Genomic DNA, 18,588 nt, shown 5'->3' on the forward strand with positions numbered 1-18,588 from the left:
ATGGCACAGGCACGATTAGATTTTTTGGTGTTTTATCGTGGTAACTTGGTGACCGGATTTGATTATATTTATGTTAAACGGCATGAGGGTCATGCATTCTGGCAAATGCGAGACAAACGGCAAGAAGTTAAAAATATTTTAGACACTGATTTTGATTATTACAATCCGCATTTTAATGAAAAAGGTGAGCCATTCAAATGGCGATATCAAGAGCCTTGGGTTGATATGACAACATCTTGGGATGATTTTGCACAAGAAGCTATGTCATATATTAATACATGGATGTCTGAATACCATGGTCCTGCCCATATGAATGCGAGTTTAAATGATGAGTGGGGTGTGCGTTATAAAGTGCCAGGTGAACATGACCACATCGTTTGGGGATTAAACGCTTTCCCAGTTAATTTACAAAACTTCGTGGCGTTTTTGTATCATTTCGGTAAATAAGGCGCTGCATTTCGCAGCGCCTTATTTATGTAGTTAGTGTAAAATGGAACTATATATAATTACTGACAAATACATATTTAAAAAATGAAATTTAGGAAGGATTTAAATGCAGACTGAAACAATACATTTATTACACACGAATGATATGCATTCTCACTTTGAAAACTGGCCACGTATCTTAAGATTTTTGGTAGACAAACAAATACAGTACCCAGAGAGTTACACATTTGACATCGGTGATGCGATTGATCGTTTAAATCCATTTACGGACGCAACAATGGGACAGGGAAATGTTGCATTAATGAACGAAGCCCATTATGATGGTGTAACTATTGGTAATAATGAAGGATTAGTATTATCGCATGATGCAATGAATCATTTGTATGACCATGCTGATTTTGATGTGCTATTAAGTAATTTGAAAGAGGAGCCAAATCAAACACAACCAAGGTGGGCTCAAAATTATAAAATTATTACGACCGGTGTTGGCACAAAACTAGCTGTTTTTGCGCTAACAGCACCGTATGATCTCACATATCCTGCATTAGGATGGCATCCTCAGCAAGTTGATGACACAATTGACCAATTATTGCCCTTACTTCGTCAAGAAGCCGATGTCGTTATTTTATTATCACATTTGGGGCTGCCTACGGATGAACATATTGCCGAAAAGTATGATATTGATGTGATTATTGGGGCCCACACGCATCATTTGTTGCCACAAGGTAAACTAGTAAATGGTAGCTTACTAGCCGGAGCTGGTCGATATGGAGAGCATATTGGAGATATTACACTGTCTCTTTCTAATCACCATATTTTTAATAAGCATGCTACCACAATACCGACATATGAGTTAGCAGAAGCTGATGAAGACTACAGCTTAATTAGTGGCTGGTTACATAAAGGACAGTCATTGTTAGAAAAAAAGTATGTGACAACGTTACCGCGTAACTTAACTACCGATGAACAAAATTATGATGCGCTACGAGCTTTGAAAAAATATTTTAATGTACCGGCAGCTATGGTATCAAGTGGTATGTTTGTTGATGATTTGTCTAAAGGTGAGTTAAGTCGTTATGAGTTGTTGGAGAGTATGCCGCACGCTATCAATCCAATGCTAATCACACTAACAGGACAAGACATCAAGACGCTCTTTAAAGAAATTGACGAGCAACAAAATTGGTTAGCGACATTGGCAATGAAAGGCAGTGGCTTTCGTGGTAAAGTATTCGGGTATGTTCGTTTTTCTGGCATCGATCGTCAGCGTGATGGACAAATTTTGTATCAGGGTAAACTGCTTGAAAGTCAGAAGCAATATGAAATTGCAACACTTGATCATTATAAGTGGGTGCCATTTTTCCCAGTTATACAACAAGCTCCTGCTAAAATTCAGTTGAATATTTTATTACGAGAGTTGATGGCACAGTATTATCAAGAAAAGTACAGTGGTACCAAACACGCTGTTTAGAGGAAAGGTGACCCCATATGGATCGTGAAACATTAAAAGCTCAAACGCTGTTGCAACAGGAAGAACGTAAAACAGCATATCAAATTACACAGCACGGTGATGAAATAGAAATCGATAAATTAACGTTAGAATTGGTTGATAACTTTAAATCAGCTTTTGATACAGAAAAGTTAGCTATCCGATATACACCATTGTTGGCACAATACGATTATATTGTTGGGGATATTTCTGCAGAGCAGTTAAGGCTTAAGGGGTTTTACCGCAACGACAAAACGGTGTCAAATGGTGATAAAATAGCTGCACTTCAAGATTATTTATTTGAATATGTTAATTTTGGTGCCCCCTATTTTGTTTTGGAAAATGTTAATCCGCGTCCAGTTGAACCAGAAGAACGGTCAAAAAGCAGTAAACGAACGCATAGAAATTCACATAAGAAGACTGAAAAAAAGAGAATTAATGGTAGAGAAAAAATCAATAAAAATAAAACGGTGGCATCCAGTAACAAAAAAACTGTAAAACGGCCATTTGTAATCAAACAAAAGTAATAATTTTAATGAAAATATCCCTTAGATTGATCGTATCTAGGGGATATTTTTTAAATGGTTAGCATATAAAAAGCCGCAACCGAAGTTGCGACTTGATATAGCTCGTGAGAGAATCGAACTCTCGATTCCGCCGTGAAAGGGCAGCGTCTTAGCCACTTGACCAACGAGCCATGGTCAGTGATGCCTAATATATTTCAGACAACTACACTAGTATAACAATAAATCGTTTTATCGTCAACGATAAAACGATTTATTTACTGTACGGCATTTTGTGTTCAAGGACACGGTGTGGATTACGGATCGGAAATCAATCAAGTGGCACATCAACGGCCCAGTTTTCTGGTCCTTTTTCATCACCATATTGAATGGCAGTTAGGCGATCGTACAATTTTTGTGTCCAAGGACCAACTTCTGTCTCTGAGTAAAAGACGTGCTTGTTACCGTGATGTGTAATTGAACCAACGGGGGAAATGACTGCTGCAGTCCCCATAGCACCTGCCTCTGTGAATTGGTCCAAGTCGTTGATTGAAATGGTTGTTTCCTCAGCTTCCAGTCCCAATTCTTTTGCGACCTCAAGCAATGAGTACTTTGTTACTGATGGCAAAATTGAAGGTGACTTTGGTGTCAAAAAGCGACCGTCTTTTGTGATACCAAAGAAGTTTGCAGAACCTAGCTCTTCAATATTTTCATGCAGACGAGGATCGAGGTAAACGACATCAGAATACCCAGCAGCATGCGCTTCGTCACCAGCTAGCATTGATGCACCGTAGTTGCCGCCAGCTTTTGCGGCGCCAGTGCCACCATGGGCTGCACGATCATATTCATTTGTAACATAGGCTGTTGGTGTTAAACCGCCTTTATAATACGCACCAACAGGTGTTGCATAAACTTCAAAAACATAATTATCAGCCGGATGAACACCAACAACTGGACCACCACCAAATTCGAATGGTCGAAGATAAAGTGTTGCACCAGTACCGTATGGTGGAATGAAATCTTTATTCGCTTTAGTTACTTCTTTTAAAGCGCGTAAAAATAATTCTTCAGGGACTGGGGCCATCATAAGCCGCGCAGCTGAATTTTGTAATCTTTTTGCGTTACGGTCAGGGCGAAACAAATTAGCACCACCATCTTGGCGTCTGTATACTTTTAAACCTTCAAAAATATTTTGGCCATAATGAAGGCCGGTTGCCGCTTCATTCACTGGTAAATTAGAATCCGTTTCCAGAGCGCCGTCACTCCACTTGCCATCTTTGAAATATGCACGAAATCTGTAGGGTAAATCATGATATTCAAATCCCAGTTCGGACCAATTAAAATCTTGAGGTTGTGCTTTTTTATGTGACATTTTTTCTTCTTCTTTCTGATAAAATTATAATAATTTTACTATAACGCTTATATACAAATTAAACAACATCTAAATGTAAATCATTTTTACGTGTTTTTCCTGATCTTTTTAGAGCGTAGTACATAGCCATACTAGCAATAACCGGCATCACAATACCAAATATAGCGACTAATATTAATGCACGAGGATCAGATGAAGCTAATGCTATTGGTGCAATAAAGCCATTTAAACCCAGTCCTGCAATGGCAAATGGCACTTTCAAATGGAATATCCCGACAGCGACCATAGCTGATATGCCAGCTATGAACGCAGGTCCGAACATAAGGAGTGGACTTTTTAATAAATTAGGAAATTGTACTTTTGGTGTGACAATTGTTTGGGCAATATTAGCTCCTATATTATTTTGTGACCAACCCATAGCTGTATAAACTACAAATCCTGCGGTTGTACCGATTAAAGCGGCGCCTCCTGAAAGTGGGTCTAACATAACTGCAATCGCAAGAGCGGCAGACGAAGCTGGCGTCATTAGGAATAGGAACCAAACAACAGAAACAACGAACGAACCAAAGAAAGGATTAACACTCATTGTTGAAGCTAATGATTCTGATACCCAGTTTAAAAATGGTGTGGTCACTGCCGCGGTGCCTAAACCAAAAAATGTACCGGAAAGAACGGCGCCTAGTGGTACGAGCATCATATCTAAAGGCGTCTTGCCAGTCAACCAATTACCAACAAGTACGGCCAGTACAGCTGCTAAAACGGCAGAGATTGGCTGACCAGAAGTCAACACGATTGATCCAGCAGCTTGATCTGCTACCCAGCCTGTTGCAGTATGTGTTTGTGGGCTAATAGCTGAGGTAAAGTAGACCGCGTTGGAACCGACCGTCGCAGAAATCAGAGCAGCTCCGGTTGTTAAAATATTAGCCCGCATCATGATAGCGATACCAACGCCAAGAGCAGGTGCCAATAGCTTTTGACCCATTAATCCAGCCTGGATGAGTGGGGTATAATCAAGTAAATTACCGATTGAAGACATCAGTAGGCCCATACCAAGTACCGCGAGAATAGCATTTGAAATACCGGTTGAGATATCAAATACGACCTCGCGAACAGTTGGTTTTGATTGGCTTTTGTGACTAAACGGCGTTTTGTCGTGTTTAGCTGCCGTGAGTGGCGACGTTGATGTTTGATCCATTATAAATCCTCCTAAATATTGTTCTGCTAGTGATAAAACACTGTTTTTCAACCAACGACTGAACTTGTGCTTGCAACATAACCTAAAAAACAAAAGAAAAAGAGACCCTAGCAATAAACTAGCGCCTCTTAAGAATGTTGAAAAAGTCAACATCTTCACGCCAGTCGAGAATTTGCTTCTCGACCGGTAGACAAAACAGACCAGCGAGAAGTCAGATAATAATGACGACGTTGATCGTAATAAGATTTGTGAAGTTGTATGAGCTTAACATGAACATTATATAAGTTTCCTTTTATTTAATAATCTATATTATGGCATTTAGATTATTAAATGTCAATGTTTTAATTTAAATATCATTATATGTTAAACATCTTATGGTTTGATATAATGGTAGAAAATGAATTAGAGGGTTAGTTATGTTACTTTTGGCAGTGAAAGCGATTACTGAATCAAACCGTTCTTTTTTAGCAAAATATGGTGTAACGGTTGTAACGCCTGATACCGTTACGGCAGAGCAGATACCTGAAATTGTTATTAGTTACGCATGGGATGATGTGATTGGCAAACAAATATTAGCCAATCCGGATTCAAAATTAAAGTGGGTTCAAACACAGTCTGCTGGTGTAGACTATTTACCATTAAAGTCACTCAAAAATTTGGGTGTTGTCGTGACTAATGCTAGCGGGTTAAAAGCTGTGCCGATTGCGCAAACGGTTCTAAGTTATATTCTATATTTTGCGCGAGGTTTAAATGTCTACGCTTCGAGGACGCACTGGGAACCATTTTCGAATCAATATTTAGTCAGCGAGTTGCCCGTTCTAGTGTTTGGAACCGGACGTATTGGACAGCAAATTGCTGCCAACATTAAAGCTTTTGGTGGTACTGTTTATGGTGTGAATACAACTGGGCGCCCAGTTGTAGGCTTTGATGAAGTATATAGTATAACTAATTATCAAAAAGCATTGGCGAAATCGCGTGTCGTGGTGGATGGCTTACCTGGGACACCGAGGACCGAAAACTTTTTTAATGCCCGCTTTTTCGAACAGGTCAACCAATTATTTTTGTTCATCAATATCGGTCGAGGGACAACGCTGAATCAAGATGATTTACTAGCGGCGATTGATGATTCACGAGTAACCTACGCTGCACTGGATGTGACGACACCAGAACCATTACCTAAAAATCATCCGCTTTTTGAACGTTGGCAAGTGTTGTTAACACAACACACTAGTTGGGGTGAGCATGTTAATGCAGGTCGAACTGGTGGTTTGTTTAGCATTCTTGAAAAAAACCTACCATCGTTTGTAGCAGATGGCACCATCAAGCAAAACGTTGTGGATTTAGACCATGGCTATTAAATCGCATTTTGATACAAGAATATTGACCAAATGACGATATCTTTACACTGATTTACAAAATAGACTATGTGTGTTTAAGTAGCTTTGTTAGGATAAGGTTAGTGTAGAGGGCATATTCCTCACAGAAGTGTCTAGTATCAAAATAAATAATCGGTAATGGAGAGATAGTCTTATGAAAAAGATCGCACATCGTGGCATTTCTGCGCAGGCGCCAGAAAATACCCGCGCAGCTTTTGGAAAAATGGTTGATTTGAGTGTCGATTGGTTAGAAACTGATATTGATATGACTTCAGATGGTCAGTTAGTCTTGATTCATGATAGTAAAGTTGACCGTACGTCTAATGGCAATGGTATGGTTAATCACAATTCGCTACTTGGTTTGCAAAAATTAGATTTCGGGCAGTGGTTCGATGACCAGTATACTGGTGAGCGCATTGTCACCTTACAATGGTTGATTAATTTTATCAATGACCACGAATTTAATGTGAACTTCGAGCTTAAAACAGAAGTTAAGGACGAGCAACAAAATTTTTATCTCATGCGTGTTCATCAAGCTTTGCATCAATTAAATCAAACAAGCCAAGTCATCGTTTCTAGCTTTGATGTCGACTTATTAAAGAAATATCATGAACTGATGCCAAAAATACCGATTGGTTTACTCATTGAAGGAAAGTTACCTACTAATATTATTGAAGTAGCTCAAACTGTGGGTGCGACCTACATTCACCCCGACGTGAGTTATTTAACTGAAGATCAGGTTAAATTCTTATTGTCACATGGTCTAAAAGTTAATGTTTGGACAGTTAACGAGGCATTGCTGGCTGAAAAACTACAAAGATGGGGTGTGCATGCAATATTTACTGATTTTCCAGCATAAATCATGCTGAGTTAAAGGGCGATGAATCTGGTAATGATATAATATTCTACTTTTATCAAACGGCGTTTTTAATGAAGACATGTGATAAAATAGAGTTCAAAGAAATTATCGGAGAATGATTGTGGCAAAACCAGAAGAAAAACGCGATATACGGCTGGTAACACGTTATAGAAATGTGATTAAAAGCTTTGATAATAAGTGGCATGTGCTTGATGATACGCGTGTGTCAATTGTTCGTGAAGTATTAGATTGGTTAGGAAATCCCGATCAGAAATTAAAAATTATACATATTGCTGGAACAAACGGCAAGAGTTCGACTGGGGCAATGGTGGGCGCAGTCTTGCAGGCTAATGGTTACGACTATGGCCGCTTTTCAAGTCCATATATCAAATCCTCGCGTGAACAAATTTGCATCAATGACAATATGATCTCAGAAAAAGATTTTTTGACGTATTATGATCGTATTGTTGCCGTTCTTAAAACCCACGGTGTTTCCGCCAAGCATCTGACGTACTTTGAGTATTTCACGATTATTTCTTTATGTTATTTTGTAGAACATCATGTGGATTTTGTGTTATTTGAAGCAGGATTGGGCGGATTACGGGATGCCACTAATGCAATTAGTTCACCATTATTAACGGTATTTACAAAAATTAGTATTGATCATCAAAATTTAATTGGTCGTAATTTATTAGAAATTGCAGAAAATACAGCGGCCATAATCAAACCTGGAACATGGGTAATCGATTATGCTGGTCAAGATTTAACAGCACGTCAAGTATTAAAAAATAAAACTTTGGCTGTAGGTGCTAAGTGGTTTGAATATCAACAAGATCAGATTACGATTGCAAATACAACCCCTGCGGGTTTGGATCTTATTATCAATGGCACGCCTGGTTATTTTTTGAGTATGTCAGGTGCTTTTCAGGTACATAATTTTAGTATTGTATTACAAATTAAAGCAGCATTGATGGCGCAAGGATACCATTTTGAAGTCGAAAAAACACGGCAAGGGCTTGCAAAGGTTAAATTACTTGGTCGAATGAATTATCACAAAGATGTGAATATTTTATTTGATGCAGCACACAATGTTGATGGTATTAATGGCCTTGTGTCGGCGTTAAATGCATGGCATTTAAAAATAAAACCCACTTTGATTTTAGGTGTTTTGAAAGATAAAGATTATCACGAAATGTTGGACACAATTGTACCAAGTGTACAACGGATTATAACCGTGACACCAAACAACAAAACCCGTGCATTATCTGCCGAAGAGCTAGCAGCTGAAATATTGGTCAGTTACCCAAGTGTTGATGTTGAAATTGCTAGTGACGCCTCAGCAGCAATTTCATTGGCAATGCGTGTTCGAGAATCATCACAAGCGTTGATCGTCGTTACTGGTTCTTTTTACACGCTCAATGCCATTCAAAAAGATCATCGTATCTAATTTTTGGGGTGGTGAGTGGGGTCTTGGTACGTGCAAGGGCCACTTAAATGTGTTATATTTGATTGACTTACAATAAATAAGGAGAAGAGATATGACTTTAAAGTCTCCTCAAAACAAATTCTGGGACAGAGTAGTCCAAAACGCCCAGATTGGGCATGCTGTGACTGATAAGCAGCCTTTTTTTAGCTTGGCACCGATGGAAGCCGTTACAGACACGATATTCCGACGAGTTGTGGCACAAGCTGGTGCACCAGATGTTTATTATACTGAATTTACTAATGCGAGTTCAATGGTACATCCACAGGCAAAATTTTCTGTACAAGGTAGGCTAGCTGTCGCCGAGCATGAACAACAGCCGGTTGCTCAAATTTGGGGTTCACATCCAGAAGAAATTGCTGGCGCTGCAAAGAAACTACCAAGCATGGGTTATCAAGCAGTTGATATTAATATGGGATGCCCTGACAGCTCAGTGATTAAAAACAATGCAGGATCAGCTTTGATTCGAACGCCAGATTTAGCCTCAGAGATTGTGGCTGCAGCTAAATTATCTGGATTACCAGTTTCTGTAAAAACACGTTTAGGCTTTTATAAACCTGAAGAATTTCGCGAGTGGCTACCCATTATTTTGAAGCAAAATGTGGCTGTTTTAACTGTTCACTTGCGTTCGCGTAAAGAAATGTCAAAAGCACCCGCACATGAAGAATATATTGACGAAATCTTGGCAATGCGTGACGCAATTGCGCCTCAAACATTAATTCAAATTAATGGTGACATTAAAACACGATCAGCGGGACTTCAACTTGTCAAAAGACATTCAGGAATTGATGGCATTATGATTGGCCGCGGAATATTTGAAAATCCTTACGCATTTGAAAAACAGGAACGTCAACATACTTTATCGGAATCAATTGCATTACTTAACTTACAGTTAGATTTGTTTGACGAAGTCAATGAGACAATCACACCAAAACATTTTGAGGCGTTAAAGCGTTATTTTAAAATTTATTTGCGTGGCTTTGCGCATGCTTCAGCTTTGCGCCAAATGTTAATGGAAACTCATACAACGCAGGAAGTAAGAGCAATTTTGAGTCAGGAATTGCCAAAAGTATATGCTGCTGTTGCTCACGATAAACATGTTTATCGTGATAATCAAGCGGCAAGTGACGACATGGCTGCAGCAAATGCTGCTAAGCTCGAGTCATCGTTAGCACAATAGTCTATAAAATAAATCAATGATTGACAGTAATGCTTATTCTTGCTAAAATTAGTAAGTATTTATAGCATGTCGTTTAAACGAAATAAAATGCGAGAAAGGAGGGTTATCACATGGCAAAGGTCATCGTACGTAAGAACGAATCTTTGGATGATGCATTGCGTCGCTTTAAGCGCGGTGTTTCAAAGGACGGTACTCTCCAAGAATACCGTAAGCGCGAATTCTATGTTAAGCCTTCAGTTGCTCGTAAATTGAAGTCTGAAGCAGCACAAAAGCGTAACAAAAAGAAGGGCCGTTAATTGGTTCTAAAACGTCACTTTGGTGGCGTTTTTCTTTTGTGGTAAAATTAAGGTAACAATCTAATTAAGAAAGAAGAAAAAAATGTCATTACTCGAAACATTGAACACTGATATGAAACAAGCTATGAAGGATAAGAATAAGGATGCCTTATCAGTTATCCGTATGGTAAAATCTACAGTCATGAACGAACAAATTAGTTTGGGACATGACTTAACGCCGGAAGAAGAACTCACGGTTCTCTCACGTGAAGTTAAGCAACGTCATGAATCACTGTCAGAATTTGAAAAAGGTGACAGGCCAGACCTAGCCCAAGGTATCCGTTCTGAATTGGACACGCTTGCAAAATATTTGCCAAAACAATTGTCTGAAATAGAAGTTGAAGCAATTGTTAATGAAGCAGTCACTACAACAGGCGCAACAACACCAAAGGATATGGGAAAAGTTATGGGCATTGTAACACCTCAGGTGAAAGGTAAGGCGGACGGCAAGCTAGTAGCTAACCTTGTCAAGGCAGCGTTAAATAAATGATGGTACTCTGTTCTTCTATAACAAATTAGTTAATTCATGGTAGAATAGGATATTAAAGAAAACACGTGAAGTTGCGTGTCAGAGGAAAATTGATGACGAATCCAACAGTTGGAACAATTATTAAAGCAAATGTAACAGATGAAAATGATAAATATTTTTTCGCACAAGTCGATGGTCATACCTATGAAATCGATAAATCCGAACTTGAGAAGCCTCTAAAAGTTGGTGGCTTTGTCACGGGGTTTGCCTATGAAAATGAAAATCATAAATTTCAAATAACAAAGCAAGTACCAACCTCACAAAAAGATGTTTATGGTTGGGGAAGTGTTGTGGCTAACCGTCATGATTTAGGTGTTTTTGTGTCGATTGGGTTACCCAACAAAGATCTTGTTGTATCTTTGGACGATTTACCAACAATTACAACTTTGTGGCCGCAAAAAGGTGACAAGTTAATGTTGGCTATGAAAGAAGATAATAAAGGACGACTTTGGGGTGCTATTGCGCAACAAAATATTATTGATGCCGTATCTCGACGTGCACCACAAGAAATGAAATCCAAAACAGTTAAAGCAACGGTTTATCGCAATAAAATTGCTGGGACACTTGTTGTGACTGATGAATATTATCTTGGCTTCATTCATCCTTCGCAACGCGATGATGAGCCGCGTTTAGGGCAAGTAGTTGATGCTCGCGTTATTGGTGTGCGTGAGGATGGCTCGCTGAATCTATCTTTGAAGCCTTTAGCATATAAAACAATGGATGAAGATGCGCAGTTCTTGCTTTTACAGCTACAACGGCATGATGATCATTTCCTACCTTTTAATGACAAAAGTGCGCCAGAAGCCATTAAACGTCAGTTTGGTTTTAGTAAGAGTCAATTTAAACGAGCACTAGGCCATTTGTATAAAGACCGCGTCATTGAACAAATTGATGACGGGATTAAACTCATTGAAAAATAATGACACAAGAAATAGATAACGCCATTGCAGATTATTTACATTATATTCGCATTGAGCGTGGCTTATCGGACAACACAATTAAGAGTTATCAGCAAGATTTAAAGCAATTTAGCGTCTATATGACGGCTGAAAACCTAAATTTGAATGCGGTTGATCATGTTGTTATATTAACATGGTTAAATCAGTTACGTGAGTTAAATAAATCAAATAATTCAGTGATTCGCATGGTAACATCATTGCGTAAATTTTTTGGTTACTTGTTACAAGAAAACGTTATACGGCATAACCCAATGAGTGATGTAAAACCACCTAAAAAGGCAGAACATTTACCAGCAGTATTGAGCGTTGCAGAAATTGATGCATTGTTGCAAGTGCCGACTGAAAAAACTGCGTTAGGGTTACGGAATAGAGCACTTATCGAAGTGATGTACGCTACTGGACTACGTGTAAGCGAGCTGGTCAATTTAAAAATGAGCGACTTGCACTTGCAACTCGGCTTAATTCAAACGATTGGGAAAGGTGATAAGGAGCGAATTATCCCAATTGGTGAGATTGCTACTGAGTGGTTAGAACGCTATTTTTCTCACAGCCGGTTAACGCTATTAAAAGACAAGGTGTCACCGTTTGTTTTTTTAAATGATCGTGGAACACAATTGAGTCGTCAAGGTGTTTGGAAAATCATTAAAAATTTAGTATCAGCTGCTGGTATCGATAAAGACGTGTCGCCACATACATTGAGGCATTCTTTTGCGACGCATATTTTAGAAAATGGTGCAGATTTGCGAATCGTGCAAGAACTATTGGGTCATGCTGATATTTCAACAACACAGATTTACACACACATCTCAAAGAAAAGATTAAGCGAAGTATATGATGCTTTTCATCCGCGAGCGTAAACTGATTTTAGCCTAAATAATTCCAATTCAGGAGAAAAAATGTTAGCACAAGCTAGAAATGATAATCAGAAGACGGTTATGGGGATTCTATCGTTGTTACCAGGACTGCGTGAACTATCCCATTTGAATGCAGAAATTGCTTGGTATAATGGGAATGACGCACGTTGTTTATATGTGTGGCAGGATGGTGCGCAACTACAGGGTGTTCTAGGCGTTGAGTTCTTGTCTGAAGACATTGTGCTGATTCGTCATGTGGCGTTGACGCCAGAATCGCGTACGGCTACCAATTATTTTGCTATGTTGTCAGAATTCCAGAATCAAAACCAAACAGCATTCATCATGGGGACATTAGACAATCAAAAATTGATTAATAAATGGAGAAAGTCGACATCGCAACCAATAGTTTAACAATTAAATTAAGCGAATTTGAAGGACCACTAGATTTATTATTGCATTTGATTAAAAAATCAGAAATGGATATTTTTGATCTACCTATTGCAACGATCACAGAACAATATTTACTATTTATTCGTGAACAACAGAATATGCAGTTAGATGTTGCAAGTGAATACTTGGTTATGGCAGCTACTTTGGTTCAAATCAAATCAGCTGACTTATTGCCCCAAGAGACATTTGATGACGATTTTATTGATGATGATTTTTTTGACCCACGTGAAGAATTAATGTTGCAATTATTGACATATAAGCAATTTCAAGTCGCGAGTAGCGAACTACGTGAACGTGAAATGCAACATCAGCAATCATTTTCTAGATTGCCAATGCTGGCGCCAACAGATATGGTCTCTGAAACAAAATTATCACCAGGTTTAGGATTAATTGATTTACAGACAGCGTTTGCACATTTATTAAGTAAAAAAAAGCAACAACGCCCAATAAGTCGACGGGTCGTTCGTGAGAAATATACGTTGACGCAGGCCATTAATAACATTAAGCGACATTTTGCGTGCCATCAAGTGGGTGATGAAATTCGTTTTGAGTCATTGTTTGATGAAGTTTACGAACGTGAGCCGCTGGTGATGACTTTTTTAGCAATACTTGAGATGGCTAAGGAAGATAAAGTGTTACTGTATCAGACAGATAAACGCGCAGAAATATTTTTAAAAATTGAAAAGTTGGACGAAAATGAATAATCTTGCTCAAATAGAAGCCGTATTATTTGTGGCTGGTGATGAAGGCATCACAATTAAAGACATTTGTAGCATTACAAAGTTTGATAAGCCTGCTGTAATCACGCTGATTGATGATTTAGCTGCACATTATGATAGTGATGTGACCAGTGCTTTAGAAATTAGGGAAAGCGATGGGGCTTATCGTTTGGTCACAAAGTCAGGGCTTGGTGCTGTAGTAAAAGGTTATTTTGATGCACCTATTAACACAACTTTGTCACAAGCACAATTAGAGACGTTGGTTATTGTTGCTTACAAACAACCTATTACACGTGTTGAAATTGATCAAATTCGTGGTGTACAGTCATCAGGGACTTTGCAAAAATTAGCGTTGCGACAATTAATTATCGATACGGGCCGCAAGGATGACCCCGGTAGGCCTATTATGTATGGTACAACAGCAGAATTTTTAGATTATTTTGGTTTGAAACAATTATCAGATTTACCACCACTACCGGATTTTGATACATTAGAAATTGACGATGAGGGTGGTGAGTTATTCACTAGTGCGTTTGAAACGCGTCTAGCAGAAACGGAAGAAGAGAGCAAACATGTCTGAAGAAGCACAACGTGTACAAAAAGTGATTGCCCAAGCCGGGTTAGCTTCCCGGCGTGGCGCAGAAGAGCTGATTATTAAAGGTCGAGTTCAAGTGAACGGTCAAACAATTACGGCGCTTGGTGTGAAAGTCGAACCAACTGATACCGTGACGGTGGATAGTATACCTCTCGAGGGACGTGAAAAATTGGTTTACTATTTATTAAATAAACCACGTGGTGTGGTAACAACTAACAATGATGAAAAAGGCAGGAGAACTGTTTTAGATATTTTATCAGACGTTAATGAGCGTGTTTATCCGATTGGACGTTTAGATTACGATACAACTGGCGTTTTGTTATTAACAAATGACGGGGTAATAGCTAATCAATTGATGCATCCGAAGTCACGAGTAGATAAAGTGTACATTGCTAAGGTGGCTGGTATTGCAACAGATGATAAGTTGGCGCCGTTGAAGCATGGAGTTGTCATTAAGGGGCGTAAAACAGCACCGGCACGAGTGACAATAGAACGTATCGATAAAGATAAAAAAACTAGTATGGTCCGTGTTATTCTTCATGAAGGTCGAAATCATCAGGTTAAAAATATGTTACAAAAGGTTGGATTACCTGTTGAAAAATTGACACGAGAGCAATATGCTTTTTTTGATTTAACTGGTCTGCAGTCTGGTGAATATCGTAAATTAACAAGCCCTGAAATTAAGCGTTTAAAGGCGGAAGATTACAAAAATTACCGTAGGAAATAAAACGTTGCTCGTAGGCTGTTTATTTGTTAAAATAGCGTTAAGTGAATAAAAACTTCAGGGTAAGGTGTAATTCCTAACCGGCGGTGAGACATGTACGACATGATAAGCCCGCGACCTGTGCAAGCAGCTGATCTGGTCAAAATCCAGAGCCGACCGTAAAGTCGGGTATAAAGAAGTTAAAAAAGAAAGTTAAAGCTGCCTTTTTGTGATACCCTGACAAATTGTGCAGTTTTTTTGAGGCGAAAATTATGTCTATTTCATCAACAACACGAACACAACGGTTAACCTTAATTGCGATTCTTAGTGCAATTTCATTTGGCTTAATGTTATTTCCACAGATACCATTAATTCCAGGCGCCGATTTTTTGAAACTTGATTTTTCAATTGTGCCAATTCTTATTGCTGGTTATTGGCTTAATACATCCGCGGCAATGTGGACAATTGTTCTGCGAACGATACTAAAGCTGATTTTGGCAAACGAGGGTGTTAATACATATCTCGGGTTACCAGTTAATATTGTAGCGGTTGTTGTTTTTGCGGTCATTATGTTTTGGATTATGCCACAATTTAAAACTAAAAATATCATTAAAAGTGTGTTAGCAGTCATGTTAGCAACTCTGGGATTGACTGCTGCTGCGGTGATTATGAATTGGTTTGTGGCGGTGCCACTATATGCAAACTTTGCCCATTTTGACATTGGGAAAGTAATTGGTTTAAAGCAATATTTTATTGCTATGGTCCTACCTTTTAACTTAATACAAGGTGTGACCTGGGGCGTTGTTAGTTTGAGTATCTTATCTATTTTGAAACCGTTACAAAATAATTTAAATTCTTAATCAAACATTATACACAATGGCGAGTTCTATGTGGTAAAATTTTAAGTGAATATACTACAATGGAGGTCGTTTTATAATGAACGATTATGACCCAAATAACATGAGCCGATCTTCTCGGCAAAAAAAACAAAAACTAGAACCAAAATTTGCTCGAAAATCCGATAATAACACAACTGGACATAGAGGGTTACGCATATTTTTGAGCATCTTAGCGCTAGTTATTCTATCAAGTGTGCCGATTTATGGCTTTTGGGCGAATCAAAAGGAACCTGAACAGCAAGCTGCTAAGCCAGTTAGTTCTAAAAAAGCATCAACTTCGGATGAAAAGTCAGTTTCTTCAGAAACGTCAAACACCTCATCTGATGATGTGTCAACAAGTTCGGAAACTGAACCTGAAAGTCAATCAAGTGAGACGCCTAGTTCTGAAATCAGTTCAAGCGTTTCTTCAAGTGAAACAACAAGTAGCCAAAGTTCATCAAGTGCAACACAAACGGCTGTCCTTGGTGCTAGTCAGACGCTGTATAATTTTGCTGTAACCCATGGTATGACGACAGAACAAGTTGTTGCTTTGAACCCTGGATTGACAGTTGATAACTATACACAATATGCCGGTAGAGATTTGAATACGCAATAAGTAGAGGATAATTATGTTAAAGAATTTCCAAGTGGCAATTGATGGTCCGGCATCAGCAGGCAAATCAACAATTGCTAAAATATTAGCATCTCATCTAAAATATGTTTATGTTGATACGGGCGCCATGTATCGTACAGTGACGTTAGCGGCTAAAAAATCTGGTGTCGCTTATTCTGATGAATCTGGCATTGTTAACTTATTATCACAAATAGACATTAGATTTGAACCTGGTATACCAACCCAACGTGTTTACCTTAATAACCAAGAAGTCACTGAAGACATTCGTTCAACAGAAGTAACAAATAATGTTTCCCAAGTTGCTTCGTATGCAGCAGTACGCCAAAATTTGGTCGAAAGACAACGGCAGATTGCTAATAGCAGTGATATTATTATGGATGGTCGTGATATTGGTACAACAGTTTTACCGCATGCTCAAGTAAAAATTTTTTTAATTGCTAGTGTTGAAGAACGAGCCAATAGACGGTATAAGGAAAATGTTGCCAAAGGCATGACAGTTGACCTAGTATCGTTAAAAAAGGATATCGAGGCGAGAGATTATAAAGATTCCCATCGCGAAATTAGTCCATTAACACAGGCTAAGGATGCTGTTTTAGTTGACACAACCGGACTAAGTATTGATGATGTTGTGTCGAAAATCACAAAAATTATTCAAAATAAACAGAAACAATAACTTACAGTGTGAAAACGCTGTTTTTTACTATACAAGAACAAAATATTCTGGTAAACTATATTCATAGTGTAAATTGTAGGAGGACGTTAGACGTCATGAGTGAAACAAACAACGAGTTCTTAGCAGCTCTCGAAAGCGCAGCAGATCAAATTAAGGTGGGAGATGTTATTACAGGTGAGCTTTTGGCCATTGATAACGATAACCAAGCAGTTGTTGGTTTGCCTACCGGTGAAGAAGGAGTTGTGCCAGCACGTGAGTACTCAGACGATCGTAACATCAACCTGGCAGACGAATTGAAGATTGGTGACAGCATTGAAGCTGTTGTTATTTCGAATGTAACAAGTGATAAAGAGGGTGTGTCATACCTTTTGTCAAAGAAGCGTTTAGACGCTCGTAAAGCATGGGAAAATCTTAGCTTCGGCGAAGGTGATACAGTTGATGCAAAAGTTATCAACGCTGTTCGCGGTGGTTTGATTGTTGATGTTAATGGTGTTCGCGGCTTCGTACCTGCTTCAATGGTTGCAGAACGTTTCGTATCTGACTTGAACCAATTCAAGAATAAGGATATTAAGGCACAAGTTATCGAAATTGACCCTGCTAATGCACGTTTGATTTTGTCACGTAAGGCTGTAGCAGCACAGGAACGTGCTGCTCAACTTGCCGAAGTATTTAGCAAATTAACAGTTGGCGAAGTCGTTGAAGGTACTGTAGCACGTTTGACAGACTTTGGTGCTTTTGTTGATTTGGGTGGTGTTGATGGCTTGGTCCATGTATCAGAAATTTCACATGACCGTGTTAAAAACCCAGCCGATGTTTTGACAAAGGGTGATAAGGTTAATGTTAAGATTTTAGCCTTAGATACTGAAAAGGGTCGTATCTCACTATCAATCAAAGCAACACAACGCGGACCTTGGGATGAAGCTGCAGATCAAATTGCTGCAGGCGATGTTCTTGAAGGAACCGTTAAACGTGTAAAAGACTTTGGTGCTTTTGTTGAAATTTTACCTGGTATTGAAGGTCTTGTTCACGTATCACAAATTTCAAATAAGCGTATTGAAAATCCTTCAGAAGTATTAAAGTCTGGCGATAAAGTACAAGTTAAAGTCTTGGATATCAAGCCAGCTGAAGAGCGTATTTCATTATCAATGAAGGCTTTGGAAGAAAAGCCTGAACGTGAAGATCGTCGTAAAGATGGATCAGCCTCACGTGCAGATATCGCTGCTTATAAGCAAAATGATGATTCTGGTGCAACATTGGGCGATATTTTTGGTGATAAGTTGTAAAATTAACACGTAGAAGAGCTGGTTAGCCAGTTCTTTTATTTTGGAAGAAAAATTGAGTGGGCGTTAGTAGTGGCT

Annotated in this window: 21 protein-coding genes, 1 tRNA gene and 1 riboswitch; of the genes, 19 read left to right on the plus strand and 3 right to left on the minus strand. The window is 38.8% G+C overall.

The features are described from left to right. The 3 genes from LKI_RS09815 to LKI_RS09825 all read left to right on the plus strand — a co-directional run bounded on the left by LKI_RS09815 (position 1) and on the right by LKI_RS09825 (position 2,460). Positions 1-447, plus strand: a complete 447-nt coding sequence (locus tag LKI_RS09815; protein ID WP_013103996.1) for a hypothetical protein — start codon at positions 1-3, stop codon at positions 445-447. 106 nt (positions 448-553) lie between these two features. Next, positions 554-1,915 (plus strand): bifunctional metallophosphatase/5'-nucleotidase, encoded by a 1,362-nt coding sequence (locus LKI_RS09820; RefSeq protein WP_013103997.1) that lies wholly within the window; start codon positions 554-556, stop codon positions 1,913-1,915. Between the two features lie 17 nt (positions 1,916-1,932). Next, a complete protein-coding gene (locus LKI_RS09825; protein WP_013103998.1) occupies positions 1,933-2,460 on the plus strand; it encodes a YutD family protein in 528 nt (175 codons plus the stop codon). A 98-nt stretch (positions 2,461-2,558) separates the two neighbouring features. Here LKI_RS09825 and LKI_RS09830 read toward each other — a convergent pair. The 3 genes from LKI_RS09830 to LKI_RS09840 form a co-directional block, all read right to left on the minus strand. Further along, positions 2,559-2,630 (minus strand) — tRNA-Glu (locus tag LKI_RS09830). A gap of 137 nt (positions 2,631-2,767) precedes the next feature. After that, entirely contained in the window at positions 2,768-3,808 is a 1,041-nt protein-coding gene (locus LKI_RS09835; RefSeq protein WP_013103999.1) for a branched-chain amino acid aminotransferase, read from the minus strand. A gap of 58 nt (positions 3,809-3,866) precedes the next feature. Further along, positions 3,867-5,003: a PTS sugar transporter subunit IIC gene (locus tag LKI_RS09840; protein WP_013104000.1), complete on the minus strand. Its 1,137-nt coding sequence runs from the start codon at positions 5,001-5,003 to the stop codon at positions 3,867-3,869. Positions 5,004-5,419: 416 nt separating this feature from the next. On the opposite strand from LKI_RS09840, the gene LKI_RS09845 reads away from it, so the two are divergent. The 16 genes from LKI_RS09845 (at position 5,420) to rpsA (ending at position 18,513) form a co-directional block, all read left to right on the plus strand. Continuing rightward, positions 5,420-6,361: an NAD(P)-dependent oxidoreductase gene (locus tag LKI_RS09845; protein ID WP_013104001.1), complete on the plus strand. Its 942-nt coding sequence runs from the start codon at positions 5,420-5,422 to the stop codon at positions 6,359-6,361. Between the two features lie 172 nt (positions 6,362-6,533). Beyond that, positions 6,534-7,238: a glycerophosphodiester phosphodiesterase family protein gene (locus tag LKI_RS09850; RefSeq protein WP_013104002.1), complete on the plus strand. Its 705-nt coding sequence runs from the start codon at positions 6,534-6,536 to the stop codon at positions 7,236-7,238. Between the two features lie 115 nt (positions 7,239-7,353). Further along, the gene (locus tag LKI_RS09855; protein ID WP_013104003.1) at positions 7,354-8,685 is read left to right on the plus strand and encodes a bifunctional folylpolyglutamate synthase/dihydrofolate synthase; all 1,332 of its coding nucleotides are present in this window, start codon (positions 7,354-7,356) and stop codon (positions 8,683-8,685) included. A 91-nt stretch (positions 8,686-8,776) separates the two neighbouring features. Next, positions 8,777-9,901 (plus strand): tRNA dihydrouridine synthase, encoded by a 1,125-nt coding sequence (locus LKI_RS09860; RefSeq protein ID WP_013104004.1) that lies wholly within the window; start codon positions 8,777-8,779, stop codon positions 9,899-9,901. Between the two features lie 110 nt (positions 9,902-10,011). Further along, positions 10,012-10,197, plus strand: coding sequence for a 30S ribosomal protein S21 (gene rpsU, locus LKI_RS09865; RefSeq protein WP_004899901.1), 186 nt, complete (start codon positions 10,012-10,014; stop codon positions 10,195-10,197). An 82-nt stretch (positions 10,198-10,279) separates the two neighbouring features. Then, on the plus strand, positions 10,280-10,726 hold the full coding sequence (locus LKI_RS09870) for a GatB/YqeY domain-containing protein (protein WP_013104005.1): 447 nt from the start codon (positions 10,280-10,282) through the stop codon (positions 10,724-10,726). 92 nt (positions 10,727-10,818) lie between these two features. After that, on the plus strand, positions 10,819-11,685 hold the full coding sequence (locus LKI_RS09875) for a CvfB family protein (protein WP_013104006.1): 867 nt from the start codon (positions 10,819-10,821) through the stop codon (positions 11,683-11,685). Beyond that, entirely contained in the window at positions 11,685-12,581 is an 897-nt protein-coding gene (xerD, locus tag LKI_RS09880) for a site-specific tyrosine recombinase XerD (RefSeq protein ID WP_013104007.1), read from the plus strand. Before LKI_RS09875 ends, xerD begins: the two co-directional genes overlap by 1 nt. Before the next feature lie 39 nt (positions 12,582-12,620). Further along, positions 12,621-12,989, plus strand: a complete 369-nt coding sequence (locus LKI_RS09885; RefSeq protein WP_013104008.1) for a hypothetical protein — start codon at positions 12,621-12,623, stop codon at positions 12,987-12,989. Next, positions 12,956-13,732, plus strand: coding sequence for a segregation and condensation protein A (locus LKI_RS09890; protein WP_013104009.1), 777 nt, complete (start codon positions 12,956-12,958; stop codon positions 13,730-13,732). Before LKI_RS09885 ends, LKI_RS09890 begins: the two co-directional genes overlap by 34 nt. Then, positions 13,725-14,327, plus strand: a complete 603-nt coding sequence (gene scpB / locus LKI_RS09895) for an SMC-Scp complex subunit ScpB (protein WP_013104010.1) — start codon at positions 13,725-13,727, stop codon at positions 14,325-14,327. The genes LKI_RS09890 and scpB overlap by 8 nt, the downstream gene beginning before the upstream one ends. Next, the gene (locus LKI_RS09900) at positions 14,320-15,069 is read left to right on the plus strand and encodes a pseudouridine synthase (protein WP_013104011.1); all 750 of its coding nucleotides are present in this window, start codon (positions 14,320-14,322) and stop codon (positions 15,067-15,069) included. The genes scpB and LKI_RS09900 overlap by 8 nt, the downstream gene beginning before the upstream one ends. Positions 15,070-15,115: 46 nt before the next feature. Further along, positions 15,116-15,251: riboswitch (FMN riboswitch) on the plus strand. A gap of 66 nt (positions 15,252-15,317) precedes the next feature. Continuing rightward, entirely contained in the window at positions 15,318-15,905 is a 588-nt protein-coding gene (locus LKI_RS09905; RefSeq protein ID WP_013104012.1) for an ECF transporter S component, read from the plus strand. Between the two features lie 76 nt (positions 15,906-15,981). Beyond that, positions 15,982-16,539, plus strand: a complete 558-nt coding sequence (locus LKI_RS09910; protein ID WP_013104013.1) for a hypothetical protein — start codon at positions 15,982-15,984, stop codon at positions 16,537-16,539. A gap of 13 nt (positions 16,540-16,552) precedes the next feature. Next, entirely contained in the window at positions 16,553-17,230 is a 678-nt protein-coding gene (gene cmk, locus LKI_RS09915) for a (d)CMP kinase (protein ID WP_013104014.1), read from the plus strand. A 95-nt stretch (positions 17,231-17,325) separates the two neighbouring features. Next, on the plus strand, positions 17,326-18,513 hold the full coding sequence (gene rpsA / locus LKI_RS09920) for a 30S ribosomal protein S1 (protein ID WP_013104015.1): 1,188 nt from the start codon (positions 17,326-17,328) through the stop codon (positions 18,511-18,513). Positions 18,514-18,588 lie beyond the last annotated feature (75 nt).

The sequence above is a fragment of the Leuconostoc kimchii IMSNU 11154 genome, assembly GCF_000092505.1.
Classification (GTDB): Bacteria; Bacillota; Bacilli; order Lactobacillales; family Lactobacillaceae; genus Leuconostoc; species Leuconostoc kimchii.